Raw genomic sequence first — 15,353 nt, forward strand, 5'->3', positions numbered from 1 at the left:
AAGTGGAAATAATAAAACTATAAAACATTGGATGGAGGATTTATAGTGACGAATAATGAGAATTACAGTGGAATATTAACCCATAACGCCGAATCTTATTGGACGAGCAGTATTCATTTACCAGAATACCCTTCCTTAGAAAATGACATGCAGGTCGATGTTATTATTGTAGGAGGAGGAATTACTGGCATTACTTCTGCCTATCTTTTAGTAAATGAAGGCCTAAAAGTTGCTGTTATAGAGGCAGACAAATTATTAAATGGAACGACTGGACATACGACAGCTAAAATTACTGCTCAACATGATATGATTTATGACGAGCTTATAAGATATGCCGGAAAAACTACCGCAAGATTGTATTACGAAGCAAACATAGATGCTTTAAATTTCATTCAAGCCACAATTAATAAACATCACATTGATTGCGATTTCACTCAACAAGATGCTTATCTGTATTCCACAACAGAAGAATACGCATTTAAGTTAGAAAAAGAAGCAGAAGCTTATAAAGATCTTCGTATTGAAGGCGAACTTGTAAACAAACTTCCTATTAACTTAAAAATACACAATGCACTTGTTATGAGAAATCAAGCACAATTCCATCCCCTTAAATATTTAGCCCATCTTTCAAATATAATTACAGAAAAAGGTGGATACATCTTTGAAAATACCACAGCAGTAAATATAAAAACTGGCGAGCAACCTGTGGTTCTTACCCGTGGAGGAGCTCAAATTACAGGAAAGTATATTCTCTCTTGTTCCCATTTCCCTTTTTATGAAGGCGCAGGACTTTACTCTACAAGAATGCATGCAGATCGCTCCTATATAATTGCTGCTAGAACAAAAACAGATTATCCAGGAGGTATGTATATTAGTGTAGATGAACCGACACGCTCTCTCCGTTCTACAACAATCAATGGAGAAAAATTTATTCTTATCTCTGGAGAAAGTCATAAAACGGGACAAGGCGGAGAAACACTAAAACATTATGAAGCCTTGGAAATATTCGGGCAACAAGTTTTTGGGCTTGAAAATATTACATACCGTTGGTCAGCTCAAGATTTAATTACACTAGACAAAATTCCTTATATCGGAGAAATCACCTCCGATCAGAGAAATATATTAATTGCTACTGGATACAGAAAATGGGGTATGACTAATGGGACTGCAGCTGCTCTTTTATTCCGAGACATCATATTAAAGGAAAAAAGCAAATATCGGGAATTATATACTCCCTCTCGTTTCCACATGAATCCTAGTTTAAAGAATTTCTTAGTCGAAAATGCCAATGTTGTTGGTCACTTAATTAAAGGAAAGTTAGAGATTCCTCAAAAATGTATTCATGATTTATCTAACGATGAAGGAGCCGTCATTGATATTGATGGCCATAGAAAAGGAGCTTACAAAGATGCAGAAGGTAAACTTCATATTGTAGATACAACTTGTACTCATATCGGATGCGAAGTTGAATGGAACAATGGTGAACGTTCTTGGGATTGTCCATGCCATGGTTCACGATTCTCGTATACAGGAGAAGTACTTGAAGGGCCTGCTGAAAAACCATTGCAAAAATACGATTATAAAATGATAGATAATCTTACTTCTGAAGACTCTGGTTACTAACTAAATTTATAAATGAGTGATATTGAATTTACAATATAAAACCAAGATACCCCGTTTGAGGGTAACTTGGTTTTATTAGCTTGATGATGTCGTAACCATCCCCCTAAAATTGACAACTTATAAGGGAATATCTTTTCACCTTCTATCCTAACTAACAAGTCGTGAAATTCGTTTCTTTTTCCATGAAAATTTATAATATCCATATTGCAAAAGTAAACTTACAATAAATGCAGCTGGATATCCAATCCATATTCCTTTTATACCAAGATTTGTATGATAAGAAAGGTAATAAGCAACTGGGACTTCTACAAGCCATATCGATACAACACCGATAATAGTGGGCCATAATACAGTTCCACTTGCTCGCATTGTCGCACCAATAATTTGAGCATGGCCGAAAATTAAATAACTCCAAAGTGTAATCATCACCAAACTATGTGCAATTTCGATTGTATTCGAGCTCGTTAAGAATAACGATAAGATTTCTCTTGAAAACAAGTAAATAAAAGCAATTAATATACCACCAATTATATAGTTCATAACGATTCCAGCACGAATAACTTCCTGTAATCGATTAAATTGCTTTGCACCAATGGATTGCGCAGCGAAAATGGATACTGTTATTCCGAGACTGACTGCAGGCATCTGAACATAACTTGCAACCTGGTTTACAACCCCATATGCAGCAGTCGCATCAGAACCGAAACGATTCACAAATGCGATTACCGCAATCTCAGATAATGAAACAAGAATCATATTAATACTCGCTGGAATTCCAAGGCGTAATAATAGTTTTAACAATTCCCAATCCATACGAAGATATTTCCGTACGGTCTCATCTAATTGCAGTGGATGATTCTTCTTCTTTAAGTAAATAAGCATAACAATAAATGTTACAATGGTTGAGATAACAGAAGCAGAAGCAGCTCCATATACACCAAGTTTGGGTGCTCCTAGCCAACCAAAAATTAGAATAGGTAATAGAATTATATTTAAGAATGTACTAACAATTAAGAAATAAAACGGTGTCTTAGAATCTCCTGTACCCCTAATAAACGTTGTATAAGAGAAATATAGAAATAAAACTGGCATAGAAATAAATAAAATACGTGCATAATGCACACTCATATCAATTATATTTTCTGGCGTACCCATAAGACGCATAATGTTCAGAGCAAATACATTTCCCACTATTGCCAAAATAATTCCTATTATAAAGGTAAATGTTAACGTCGTACCAACAATGGCTTTTAAACGCTCTTCATTACGGGCACCAAATGCCTGACCAATTAAAATCGAACTACCTGATCCAATCCCAATTACAAACGAAACAAGTAAAAAGAATAATGGGAAAAATGCTGAAATGGCAGCTAATTCCTTCACACCAAGCCATCGCCCTACTACCACCATACCAAATAATTGTCCAACTGATTGTAATATGTTACTTAAAAGCAAGGGAACTAGAAACATAGACATTGATTTCCATGTTGCTTTCTCATCCTTTTGTTGATTTTTTAATCTTTTACTTTCTTGAATACTATCTATCGATGATTTCATATTTGATTTCTCCTTTAATTTGGAGGATTTATATCATTTTGAGAATAATACGTTAATGATGAAAAAAATTTCAAGTTAACATTATAATCTTATCTACAGATTCCCCCCTACGTAATAATGATTTTTGAGAATTTGTTGTCATTCTTTTTTCTACACTTCTCCCTTTGGATTTACTCTTCAACATGTGCAACAGTTGGGTTAATTTTCCTTGCCCCGTTTATTTTAATAAAATTATTTATATTATTAAATGTAATAAACAATTAATAAATATAATTGGTATAAAAAATGATTTTTGTAATTAACAAAAGTCATTTTTTACTTTTAAATATTGTAATTACTTAATAGTAGTTTATTTAAGAGTTAAAAAATAAATATTCTTCCCTTGTTTTGGTGTTCATTATAGCGGTTAACATAGATTACTGCTCTTTTATGTTTTCTTCTATGTTGTATACTTTTTAATAATTTGTCCAAAATATAACTAACCTGTTTTAGAACAAATTGGTTACCGAGTAGTTAGCTTTTGCTAGCTGCTCTTTTTACTGTAATTACTAAAAATACACCTAATCATCTTTTTCAAAAATATTACTTTTAATACTCACTTACGAAGCAGGTGAATACTATGCCATCTGTTATACCTAAAATTCTTGTTCAAAATACATAATTTAATAAATATAGGGGATTTTTATAATGTTTCTCCAAAAGAAAATACGAAAGGGTATTATGGTCCGAGTGCCTCCAATGTTGGTTCATTGTGAATGCTTTTAATGGAGTTTGTGCAACAAACATGTTTGATAGTGATGTTATAGACCAAGACACAGTCGTAATAAATTAAGATAATTCAACGTCTGAATAAAAACTAATATTTCATCTATAATAAACATTACAACCTGCTTCTTACCCAGGTTGTATTAAATAGAGCAGTTGCTACAACTAACTGCTCTATTTTAATTTTAGTTACATAAATTTGAAACTTTTGTGCATACCATGTGTACTCCTTAAATTCATAGATGTAATGTTCTTATGGCAGTTAGCTTTTGCTAACTGCTTTTTATCATTAAGTATGTTCCAAAATGATGAATTTCTAACTATTAGGTTAGCTCATGCTATCTAGAAAAGGAGTTTGACCTTTTACTTAAATCTCCTGAAGAGACTCTGCCCAGATATTTTCCAATAAAAAAGGAGAGATATATAATCTCTCCTTTTCATCCATTTACTATAAAATTAGCGAGTGAATCCACCGCCAAGTTGTTGTTCAGCCATTGCTACTAGACGTTTTGTGATTTCACCACCAACAGATCCATTTGAACGAGCTGTTGCGTCTGCACCAAGTTGCACACCAAACTCTTGTGCGATTTCATATTTCATTTGATCGATTGCACTTTCAGCACCACGAACTAATAATTCGTTACGGCTTCCACTATTATTGTTTGCCATTGTGTCTCACCTCCTAGTTTTTAATATGCATAAAAACATCTGAAAATATTTATCTTTTTTTTAGAATTTTTCATTTTATTTTTTTACATAAATTTTACTTATACTTCACAAATTAGTAGTGTGTAGGAGAATGAAATACAAAATACATGCCATAGGATATCATGTAATAAATGAGCCACTGTCACAAAACGAAACGGTTACGCTTTTATATAGCGTAACCGTTTCGTTTTGTTGTTTGCCATCATTACGTATACTCGTTAATTTTCATGTCTATACTGTTTAGAGAAGGTATTCCATGCCATTCGGATTGACCTCCAGCACATGATAAGTTTATAACCGTTCCTATAATTAGGAACGGTCTTATTTCATTTAACTGTCCTTTTGAATTACAGTAACTGTTTTTTGATAAGCATTTATACATATCGGATATGAATTTATTTTACAAATAATGAATATTCACCATTTTTATCATCGAATTTATAAACATTCAAATAATATTTGCCTGGTTTCGCTACGAATTTCCCCTTTATAGTATTTCCTTCATCTTCACCACAAGCTACATAATTTTGTATGTCTGATTCATGATAAAGTACCCATGTCATCCCAATATTTTGTTCATTTACCACAGAAATATCTACTTCTTTTGGATCTGTAACATTAAACGTATAAACATCTGTTTGATCAGGAGTAACCAGATTTCCTTTTACAAGCGTATTAAATGGGAGTACCTTCTCCTCTTCAAGAGATCCACCTGTTTGCGGATCTTGTTTTACAGTAACTTTTGTTTTTTCTTTACTTTCTTTTCCTCTACTATCTTTCACTGTTAGTTCCACAGTATATGTTCCTTTTTCTCCATATACATGGGTAGGATTGGCTTCTGTACTTGTTGTACCATCTCCAAAGTTCCATAGATAAGAAATAATTTTTCCGTTTTCACTTTCTGTACCATCGCTATGGAATTGAATTTCTTCATTTACTATCCCGCTGTATGGTCCATTCATATTTACTATAGTATTTGTTTTTTCCTTTTCCTCTGTTGCAACACCATGAAAAACAATATCATATTCAAACTGGTTAGCTGCATTCACACGATAGTTTACGAAATAGGCTGTAACTGTTTTATAACCACTCCAACCTTTTTGGGATAACTGCTCCAAAGTTCGATTTACTTGTTTACTCATCGTTTTCCAATCTTCAGACTCACCTTTTGATGTACCACCTGTGTACTTGCCTTCCACAGTAAATGTATTAAAGAATTGCGACTCATATTTTGTAATTTTTGCATCTTTTATATTTGCTACATCCACAATTTCGTTTTTCACTTCAGCTAGCGGCTTTGGTGCGTGTTGAATTAAATAATCATTTGTTACTTGCGGTACATTATATTTATCTTGATTATCAATCAACTGCTGCATATACGCTTGATATTCTGCATTCAATTGTGTATTGTTGCTCAATGATTCACGATATGAGTCATAATTTTTCACATCGTTTGCACGGATTAAATCTTGAAGCTTCTCAAATGTTTCAAATTGATGATTATACAAATATGACTGTAGTGCAAAGGAATACTTATAAAAGTCCCATGATCCATATTTTGAGAACAAAGTTTGCTTTGCTGTATAACGGCTTGCTGGATCAGATGATAAGCCACTTATCATACTTTTACGCGGAACAACATTATCTGTACGTGTAGATCCTGCAAAAAATTCTGCATTCCCTTCTTGGAACCAAGTTAATCGTTCATTTTGATACATTTCTCCGCTTCCAAATAAACCAGGAACCTCATATCTTCCTTGTAAATAATGAGTAAATTCATGACGGAATAACTCTTCTAAACTATAAATACTCTGCTTTGGCGTACGCTCATATGTAAAGAAGGTCCCCTTCTCTTCAATATAAATTCCACCGTTGTTTGTTTCATATCCATATAATTGTCTATTTAATTGATATTCATCTGGATTATTATAAATTACTATTGTTAGTACATCATCAGCGTTACCCGGTTCTAGTGCTTTATCATTACCAATTACACGGTGATATTGTGCTTTTACTTCTTTGGCTGCCCAATATAATCTCTTAATTTTTTCTTCTGTTACTTTATCTCCTGTTTTGAAGACAATTGATCCGTCATCAAATGTATATGTTTTAGGTAAGTATTGTCGTTTCCCTTCTTCACGTACTTTCTGTAGATCTACTGCATTTCCACTATAATCTTTTCCACCATAGTTTGTTTTAATTTGTTCTACTGCTACAAAATAAGGTCCACTTAGACGAGGATACAAGCTCATCGCTTGTGTAATAACTTCCAATCCTTTGTATGGATTACTATGAAATTTCCCTAAACGACCTGCATAATAAATGCCATTATTAATTAGCCAACTATTTTCATTTGTTATATTCCCCACGAGAGCAATTCTATTAACCTCATTTATAAAGTTATCAATCTTTCCATACCACATTGTTTCATTAGGTTGCTTATTCGTATCCTGCAAATAAGACTGTATATCATAATCAATTCCTTTTACAATTTCATATACGGCTTGTCCTTTCGCATAATTGCTTACATACGTTGAAAGATTATCATTATATTGTTTTAAAACATTTACCGCATACTGTACTGTTTCAGTATCACTAGAGGCATTACCAATTAATTTTCCATACGCAGCTACTACTCTATCTTGCTCAGCTGTACCTAATGTAAAGTTTGGATTTTTCGCAATCGCTTTCAATGCTGGTAAACATTTGTCATGGAAGCTTCTCTCTTTTAAGTAACTTAATTCATTATTATAATATCCCACATAAAAAGCAGAACGTAATACTTCAACAAATGTTTCAATGCCCTTTGAGTTTTCTTTCGTAAACGTCTTTCCTCGTTGTCCTAATTCATTAATGATAACGTTCATGCGTTCTTTATTCTGATAAAATGCTTTCGTATCTTGATTGAATTGAAATAAATCCGTAATTTGATTCCAAGAAATTTTTGATAATGTATCAATGAGTTCGCTATTAGGCATTTTATTCAGTTCTGCCAGAGTGTAGCTTTGCTTTAATTGACTTTCATCACGTTTCATAACTAGAGTAGGACGTTGTGAAAAATCGCCTACTTTTAAACGCTCTTCAAAAGTCAATGTTTCGTCCGCTGTTGTAGCATGTACAATTTCATCTTTTGAAGTTTCTGTCCCCATTGGTTTCATCTGTAAGATATTATAGGATGCTGTTTCTTCTGCTGATACCTGTGTTTGAATACTTCCAAATGATAATGCCATCGTGCTAATCCCGATCATCATTTGAGTAAATTTTAAATTCTTGTTCATTACATTTCCTCCATTTATATATTCCACCCAAAAATATAACATTTTATCTTAATAAATAATTATAATATGTATTATTTCATATTTTATCACTTGAATTTCTTTCTTTTTTTCATCCTTACCCATGAACTGGGTATATCTTTTGTTTGAAATTTACGGGTTCGTCGTAAGAAATCAAACTCTCTGGCAAGATTTCGTCAGATATTTAACGATAAAAAGCTTTGTATTTCTTATGCAAATAGTTGTAATTCATTGGATACAGAAATAGACGTACAAAACCGCCATCCTTTCTTATAATTTTACACTTTGACAAGTATTTTTTATAAAAAATACTTGTCAAAGTGTAAAACAAAAAGGGCTATCTCAGCCCTTTTTGTTTTATAAATTCTCTATATCATATTCGGTATATCCCTCATAATAGTAACTAATATTAATTCCTTTCATGAATATTTCACGACTATTTATTTCATCTACTAGTGCATTTTGGAGTAAATGCTTAATTTCAATATCTATAATTGGGCTGCGTTCCATTGCCAATAAATAATCTTCTTTATCAATTTTATTCCAGTCGGCCACCTGATGAAGTTCATTTTTAAAGATTAAATCTAGCCATATTCTAGTCGCTCTACCGTTTCCTTCTCTAAAGGGGTGGGCAATATTCATTTCAACATACTTTTCAACAATTTCATCAAAGGTTGTTTGTGGCATAGTGCTAATATGCTCTAATGAATGGTTTAAGTACATAACAGGGGCAAAGCGAAAATTCCCCTTCGCTATGTTGACCTTTCGAACCTTTCCAGCAAAGAAATAAATATCCTCCAATAGGTATTTATGCATGTCAGAAAGACCCTTGAATGTACCAACTTCTATGTGGTTTATCTCTCCTGAATCATATAAATTTTTGATTTTCATTTTTGATAGTCGTTCTTCCACTCGATTCAATTCCAACTGATTTTTGATATCTAATTTATTTTCTAACACAACCATTCTCCTCTTTTTTTGCAATTAATTCTTTTTCTTCTTTTGTAGCTAGATTCTTAATTAAGCTTCTAGCCATAGTTTTTTAATTGTGGTATTTTGCTTGTTCTGGATTGCGTTTTTTATAGTTTTTGTGGTTTCGTTTTGTGCCTTGCTGAATGCCATTCTATCCACTCGCTTTCAAGCCTATAAGCACATTATATATATTAATTAGTAATTTGTTTCAAACAAAAAACAAACTAGAGCCGAAGCCCTAGTCTATAGCCATATCAAATATATATTTAGTACCTTTCATAATTTTAAAAACAACTATTTTACTAATCGTACGAAAGGCTTCCTAGCTATTTTTACGGCACCTCTAGGTGATCCTATTTTGCTCTTTTAGCAATAGAGACAAAAAATCTGGTTCTGATGTAAAAACTTCAAATTAACCACAATTATTCTATAAAACTCAGACATACCAATGAACAAGCATTCAAACGATTCCAGGCAGTTTAAATTTGATTATAGAACTATTTCTCACTAGCAAAATAAAGCAAGGCTATGGTCGGAAAAGCGATTCCTATCCATAATGTTAGATTCCATCCCCCTAAGGCATATGCCCATCCTCCAATAAAGGATCCAACAGCACCTCCTAAAAAGAACATAGCCATAAATAGCCCGTTTAATCGACTACGAATTTCTGGACTCAACGAGAAAATTAAACGTTGGCTAAGCACAAGGTTTGCAGATACTCCCATGTCTAACAGAATTGCAGCAAATACTAAAACACCTATTCCAAAGGGCGAGCTACTTTGAATAAAAAGTGGTAGTAATAAAGAAATAATAACAACAGTGAGAGCTATCCCAGTGGCGGGTCGTGTCCAGCCAAGATCAGCTAGACGACCACCTATTGGAGCGGCTATTGCACCTGTAATTCCGACAAGTGCATATAATGCTATAGCAGTCTGAGAAAAGTGAAAAGCAGGACTAGATAATAATAATGGAACAGTGGTCCAGAATAAGCTGAAAGCCCCAAATACACAAGCATGATAAATGGCACGACGGCGTAAAATTGGAGTAGTTCGTAGCAGTTGCCACATTGAATTAAGTAAGGCTATATAATTTGTTTTTCCCTTTGGTTTCCTGGTAGGGAGTACTTTCGATAATACAAATGCCAAAACAATAATTACAGTAGCAGATAAAGCAAATATTGCATTCCATCCCCACATATCGGCTACTAGACTAGATATCGGTCGCGCAAGCATAATACCTAATAACAGACCACTCATGACATTGCCAACTACGCGACCACGTGCATTCTCCGATGAAAGATATGATACAAGAGGTACGAGCACTTGCGCTGCGACTGACCCCAGTCCGATAAAGAATGAAGTAATTAACAACAAGATTGCGCTTTTTACAAAAACCATGGCAATGAGTGCAAATGCACTTAAAAATAACAACATAAGTATCAATTTTTTATTCTCAACAATATCCCCCAAAGGTACAAGAAATAGTAAGCCAACAACATATCCAATTTGAGTTAGCGTTACAATTAATCCAGCGCTACTATTAGAAAGTCCAATTTCATTACTAATTACCCCAATTAAAGGCTGTGCATAATAAAGATTAGCCACAATAATACCACATGCAGTTGCTAAAAGAATGATTAAACCTGATGAAATATCCTTATCAATTGCTTTATTTTTAAAATTAGACATAACAATTTCCTCCCATACTTTTATTTCAAAATTACTAAATCGCCTTGGTAACTACTACTGCGATGCCATTTTTTATTGTAATAAATTAAGTCTAAACTACTTTCCATTCTGCTATTAAAAGATCCCATTTCATCTCTTTTTTATCCCCCTTTTCTAAATGTTTTTTAGCAATTTAATTTGTGATTTTTGGAATCTAAATATATCCATACCATTACAAGATGTTAGTTAGTTAGTTAGTTAGTTAGTTAGTTAATTAATAAACTGAACGTTCAGTTTATTAATTAACTAAAATATATACTAAACGTTCAGTTTTGTAAATAGGCTATTTTGTTTTTTGTCCATATTAAGTATACTAAACGTATAGTTTATGTTTTGAAAGGAATGATTAATGTGCAAGGTAAACGAGGTCGACCACGTAATATTGAAACCCAAAAGGCCATACTTTCTGCGTCCTATGAGTTATTATTGGAAAGTGGCTTTAAAGCAGTCACAGTCGATAAAATTGCAGACCGTGCTAAAGTCAGCAAAGCTACGATTTATAAATGGTGGCCAAATAAGGCTGCTGTGGTAATGGATGGTTTTCTTTCTGCTGCTGCTGCCAGATTGCCTGTACCCGACACAGGTTCAGCATTGAATGATATTTTAACTCACGCTACAAGCTTAGCCAGTTTTTTGATCAGTCGAGAAGGAACTATTATCAATGAGTTAGTTGGTGAAGGGCAATTTGATTCGAAACTAGCAGAGGAATATCGTGCTCGATATTTCCAACCACGTCGACTGCAAGCAAAGCAACTTCTGGAGAAGGGAATTAACAGAGGAGAATTAAAAGAAAACCTCGATGTTGAATTAAGCATCGATCTCATTTACGGACCAATTTTTTATCGCTTGCTAGTAACCGGTGAAAAGTTGGATGAATCCTATGTACATGACTTGGTTATAAACGCATTCGAAGGGATACGTTTGAAGTAATTAACATATAAACAAAGATTTAGATTTCCAACGTTTCCTATACTGATGTAACTCGCATTAACTTGATAAATAAAGTATCTAATGTTTTAAAACTGATGTTTATGGGATTGTCCCCCGTATACATCAGTTTTAAAACAGACTTAATCTACAAGCTAATCACGCTTCCTTTTTGATTTTTGGAAGGTTGTAATATTTATGAGTTATTGATTTTTCATTTAAAAACAGATTAAAACCACATAAGAACCCTGAATTTGTATTTTATACAGTTTACCTATTCTATTTAGTTTGCATCAAATAAATCAATGGTTTTAATTTGTCTACAATCGTAGGTATGATAATAATATGCGCCAGACTCCATGCACATAGTGCTTGTATAGATGGTATTGTCTAATATACCTTCTTCCGTGATTACTCCACCCTTAGGAACTTCGCCATTTGATAAGCTATGAAAAACAGCTGATATTCCCGCTTCTTTTAAATCGTGACATATTTAAGATATTGATGTCATTGGATTAAAGTAATAATTACTTAAAAAATTAATAAATAAAAACCCTCCACAACAAGGAGGGCTTAGTATTCTATATAAATAAATCTTTAAATGGTAAACTTAATATTTTATTGTATTGGTCCTAATAATCCCATAATTTCTTCAGCTTTTTGGTTTTCGATGCTATAGTAAATTTCTAACCCCTGACGATTTCCTCTTAGAACCTTCCCTCTCATTTTAGATAAGTGTTGGGAAACTGTTGATTGTGGAATGTTTAAAATTTCGGTCATTTGGGTTACATTTAGTGTTTTATGTTTAGAAAGCTCATTGATCAGTTTTAAACGCATTGGGTGTGCCATAAGTTTTAAAAGCTCTACATCCTCTTCTAAAATCGTGTTCTCTACATGCTGATTCGCAAATCTTGTCATAGTATACGCTCTCCCTTATTTGTTTTCTTCTAATGTAGTGTAACTTCCATATTACATAATATTAGTATGTTCGAATGTTTATTGTTGAAAAATGATACTTAAAGTATACAACTGTAGTTTGTGCTAGTAGTGGAGTTAATGTGTGGTTTGTATGAAGTTTTCATTTACTATTAATCTAGTCTGTTTAAGCTAGTATAAAAGTTATGCATATAATTAAAAAGACAAACTCTCCAAGATGAGGAGTTTGTCCAAAACCATGATCTCTTTAGTTCAACAATATAGAGTTCAGTTCCGATAAGAATTTTTATTTTTTTCATATCCCATGTTTTTTGCATCAGTACTAACAACAGTGGATTAGAATAATGACTGAATACTTGCTAAGACAGTAAGGATACCTATAATAATGACAAATACATTGCTCGCTTTCCCTTTGTATTTAGCAAGTACTGGTACTTTATGGATCGCATACATTGGTAATATACATAAGATAGCAGCAACTAGCGGACCGCTAAGGGCGTCAATGATTCCAAGAATACTTGGATTTGTATAAGCAACATACCAGCATGTTAATACGACAAAAGTAAGAATTATTGTCTTAACTGTTTTTTCTCCTATATCTTTCCCACGTTTTTTACCGGACTTGATAATCATGTCACGCATTACCTCATACGCTCCTATATAATGGCCAAGGAAAGACTTTGTAATAGCCACAAACGCGATGATAGGAGCTGCAATAGTGATTACTGGCGAATTAAGCTCATTAGCAAGATATGATAGGATTGACAAGTTCTGTTCTTTTGCCACCATAAGATCATTTGGAGTCAAACTTAAAGTACTGCTCCAAACAAAGAACATAACAACAGCGAATGTCATGATATAACAAACTTCTTGTATTTGAGCACACTTGGCATCAGTAGCTTCTATTCCATAACTAGCTCTCTGCTTCACAACAAATGATGAAATCATAGGTGAATGATTAAACGAGAATACGATGATTGGAAGTATCATCCATATCGTTCCTAAATATCCTGTTCCTGTTGAGGCAGTAGAAACACTTGAAAAACTAAGCATTGACGTATTCCACTGTGGAATCAAAGATATTGCGATAAAAAGTAGAGAAGCTATAAAAGGATACACTAGCATGCTCATGATCTTTACAGTTATATCTTGACCAAAATTTAGTATAGCGATAAGACCAAGTACTAAGACAAGTGATAAAATGGCCCTTGGAGGCTCCGGCATGTGCAATTGATGCACGATAAAACTACTAGCGGTATTTGTAAGTGCGACCGAGTACATCAGCACAATCGTATAAATGGAGACGAAATATACAATGTTAAAAATAATACTTGCCTTATTTCCAAAATACTCTCTTATAGTACCTGTAATCCCCTCATCGGCAGAGTTCGAAGCGTAAATCATTTTAGCAAGCGCCCTATGTGAATAATACATAACAGGATAGGCAAGTATGGTAATTAACAGCAATGATAATAAACCACCTGAACCTGCATTAATCGGTAAAAAGAGTACCCCTGCTCCAATTGCTGTTCCAAAAAGGCTCAATGCCCAGGTAGTATCCTGTTTATGCCACTTTTTAGGGTCTAGATATTTCTCATCTTTTACTGCAGTATTATCAGCTTGAAATTCTATGTTTTTTGCAGTATTCCCATTCATGTAATAATTCCTCCTCGTGTCCTATTCTTAATTCTCTATTTAAGGTATAGGAATATAGACTGTTCTTGAAAAATGAATTGCTTATATAGTGCATCACAACGAATATCCCTCTTCTAAATTAATCAATAGCGAAGCTGCAACCCCAAGGGTTTGTTACCACTTACAAAATATTTTAATTATATAGTAGTATATTTTATTGATAATTCCCCCAACATACAGACATCCTTAGGCGAACAATAGAGTACATATTGTTAAATATTTCACAATATTCTCGATAGTTGTTTATTGATTTGATTATTTCTCCCCAAAGATTTTATTTTTAATGGCAATCCCTGTAGGTGTAGCCGCAATTCCGCCTAAACCTGTCTCTCTTAACTCACGAGGCATCTGTCTTCCAACCCTATACATTGCTTCAATAACTTCGTCAGCATTGATGATATTGTTTACCCCGGCTAATGCGATGTCTGCTGCTGCTAAAGCATTTGTCGCTCCAATGGCGTTTCTCTTTACACAAGGAATTTCTACCAAACCAGCGACCGGATCACAAACTAAACCGAGTAAATTTTGTAATGCGGTCGAAAAAGCTTCAGAAGATTGCTGTGGGGTTCCACCCGCAGCTTCTACCGCAGCTGCAGCCGCCATCGCTGAGGCACTTCCTATTTCAGCTTGACATCCTCCGTACGCTCCTGAAATACAAGCGTTGTTTGCGACTATCGTTCCAAATAACGCTGAAGTGAATAGAAAATGAATCATATCTTCATGATTTAACTGCAACGTATCTTTAATACTAAATAGGACTCCCGGAATCGTCCCACTCGCACCTGCTGTTGGAGTTGCACAAATAGCTCCTAATGCAGCATTTACTTCATTAACACCGATAGCACTTTGAATCCCTAACACCATCAAATCTCCAGAAAGAGTTTTCCTATTTTCTCGATAGTTTTTAAGTTTTACAGCATCCCCTCCGGTTAACCCAGTTGGAGAAAATACACCGTCGCCTTCAATACTTTTATTTATTGCATGTTGCATAGTCGTTAAATTTCGTTCCATTTTACTCCAAACTTCTTCATAAGAAATTTTAGTTTGTTTGATTTCCTGTTCGATTGCTAATTCATAAATTGGCTTTTGGCTTTTATTAGCTGCATCCACAATCTCTTTTATGGACATATACATATTTTTCACTCCT

At 33.9% G+C, this 15,353-nt stretch carries 10 protein-coding genes and 2 pseudogenes; 3 read left to right on the forward strand and 9 right to left on the reverse strand.

From position 1 onward, the window contains the following. Window positions 1-45: 45 nt before the first annotated feature. Entirely contained in the window at window positions 46-1,623 is a 1,578-nt protein-coding gene (locus tag ACTFRH_RS28125; protein ID WP_000183686.1) for an FAD-dependent oxidoreductase, read from the forward strand. 147 nt (window positions 1,624-1,770) lie between these two features. On the opposite strand, the gene ACTFRH_RS28130 is transcribed toward ACTFRH_RS28125, so the two are convergent. Beyond that, complete coding sequence (locus ACTFRH_RS28130) at window positions 1,771-3,099, reverse strand: MATE family efflux transporter (protein ID WP_420042256.1); 1,329 nt, start codon at window positions 3,097-3,099, stop codon at window positions 1,771-1,773. 700 nt (window positions 3,100-3,799) lie between these two features. On the opposite strand from ACTFRH_RS28130, the pseudogene ACTFRH_RS28135 reads away from it, so the two are divergent. Next, window positions 3,800-4,012: pseudogene (locus tag ACTFRH_RS28135) on the forward strand (spore germination protein). Window positions 4,013-4,401: 389 nt separating this feature from the next. Here the strand turns inward: ACTFRH_RS28135 and ACTFRH_RS28140 are convergent. From ACTFRH_RS28140 to ACTFRH_RS28155, 4 genes are all read right to left on the reverse strand, one after another. Then, window positions 4,402-4,614 (reverse strand): alpha/beta-type small acid-soluble spore protein, encoded by a 213-nt coding sequence (locus tag ACTFRH_RS28140; protein ID WP_000002845.1) that lies wholly within the window; start codon window positions 4,612-4,614, stop codon window positions 4,402-4,404. A 434-nt stretch (window positions 4,615-5,048) separates the two neighbouring features. Next, entirely contained in the window at window positions 5,049-7,931 is a 2,883-nt protein-coding gene (gene colA, locus ACTFRH_RS28145; protein WP_001038991.1) for a collagenase ColA, read from the reverse strand. Between the two features lie 375 nt (window positions 7,932-8,306). Further along, window positions 8,307-8,915, reverse strand: coding sequence for a protein adenylyltransferase Fic (gene fic / locus ACTFRH_RS28150; RefSeq protein ID WP_003303862.1), 609 nt, complete (start codon window positions 8,913-8,915; stop codon window positions 8,307-8,309). A 503-nt stretch (window positions 8,916-9,418) separates the two neighbouring features. Then, entirely contained in the window at window positions 9,419-10,609 is a 1,191-nt protein-coding gene (locus ACTFRH_RS28155; protein ID WP_000064487.1) for an MFS transporter, read from the reverse strand. 381 nt (window positions 10,610-10,990) lie between these two features. Here ACTFRH_RS28155 and ACTFRH_RS28160 point away from each other — a divergent pair, with 381 nt between their 5' ends. Then, window positions 10,991-11,578, forward strand: a complete 588-nt coding sequence (locus ACTFRH_RS28160) for a TetR/AcrR family transcriptional regulator (protein WP_003303864.1) — start codon at window positions 10,991-10,993, stop codon at window positions 11,576-11,578. A 283-nt stretch (window positions 11,579-11,861) separates the two neighbouring features. Here the strand turns inward: ACTFRH_RS28160 and ACTFRH_RS28165 are convergent. The 4 genes and pseudogenes from ACTFRH_RS28165 to sdaAA all read right to left on the reverse strand — a co-directional run. Next, a pseudogene (locus ACTFRH_RS28165) lies at window positions 11,862-12,059 on the reverse strand (linear amide C-N hydrolase); the annotation flags it as partial. A gap of 134 nt (window positions 12,060-12,193) precedes the next feature. After that, on the reverse strand, window positions 12,194-12,493 hold the full coding sequence (locus tag ACTFRH_RS28170) for an ArsR/SmtB family transcription factor (RefSeq protein ID WP_000196515.1): 300 nt from the start codon (window positions 12,491-12,493) through the stop codon (window positions 12,194-12,196). A gap of 354 nt (window positions 12,494-12,847) precedes the next feature. After that, complete coding sequence (locus tag ACTFRH_RS28175) at window positions 12,848-14,167, reverse strand: aromatic amino acid transport family protein (RefSeq protein WP_001014197.1); 1,320 nt, start codon at window positions 14,165-14,167, stop codon at window positions 12,848-12,850. A gap of 294 nt (window positions 14,168-14,461) precedes the next feature. Beyond that, entirely contained in the window at window positions 14,462-15,340 is an 879-nt protein-coding gene (sdaAA, locus tag ACTFRH_RS28180; protein ID WP_000281941.1) for an L-serine ammonia-lyase, iron-sulfur-dependent, subunit alpha, read from the reverse strand. Between the last annotated feature and the right edge of the window lie 13 nt (window positions 15,341-15,353).

It is taken from the genome of Bacillus cereus group sp. MYBK216-1 (genome assembly GCF_051916495.1).
GTDB classification, from domain to species: domain Bacteria; phylum Bacillota; class Bacilli; order Bacillales; family Bacillaceae_G; genus Bacillus_A; species Bacillus_A thuringiensis_K.

Bases quoted from the DNA above. Each gene is read 5' to 3' on its own strand.
- ACTFRH_RS28170 (WP_000196515.1), bottom strand. From the start codon at position 12,493: ATGACAAGATTTGCGAATCAGCATGTAGAGAACACGATTTTAGAAGAG.
- ACTFRH_RS28175 (WP_001014197.1), bottom strand. From the start codon at position 14,167: ATGAATGGGAATACTGCAAAAAACATAGAATTTCAAGCTGATAATACT.
- ACTFRH_RS28140 (WP_000002845.1), bottom strand. From the start codon at position 4,614: ATGGCAAACAATAATAGTGGAAGCCGTAACGAATTATTAGTTCGTGGT.
- fic (WP_003303862.1), bottom strand. From the start codon at position 8,915: ATGGTTGTGTTAGAAAATAAATTAGATATCAAAAATCAGTTGGAATTG.
- ACTFRH_RS28155 (WP_000064487.1), bottom strand. From the start codon at position 10,609: ATGTCTAATTTTAAAAATAAAGCAATTGATAAGGATATTTCATCAGGT.
- ACTFRH_RS28160 (WP_003303864.1), top strand. From the start codon at position 10,991: ATGATTAATGTGCAAGGTAAACGAGGTCGACCACGTAATATTGAAACC.
- ACTFRH_RS28130 (WP_420042256.1), bottom strand. From the start codon at position 3,099: ATGTCTATGTTTCTAGTTCCCTTGCTTTTAAGTAACATATTACAATCA.
- colA (WP_001038991.1), bottom strand. From the start codon at position 7,931: ATGAACAAGAATTTAAAATTTACTCAAATGATGATCGGGATTAGCACG.
- sdaAA (WP_000281941.1), bottom strand. From the start codon at position 15,340: ATGTATATGTCCATAAAAGAGATTGTGGATGCAGCTAATAAAAGCCAA.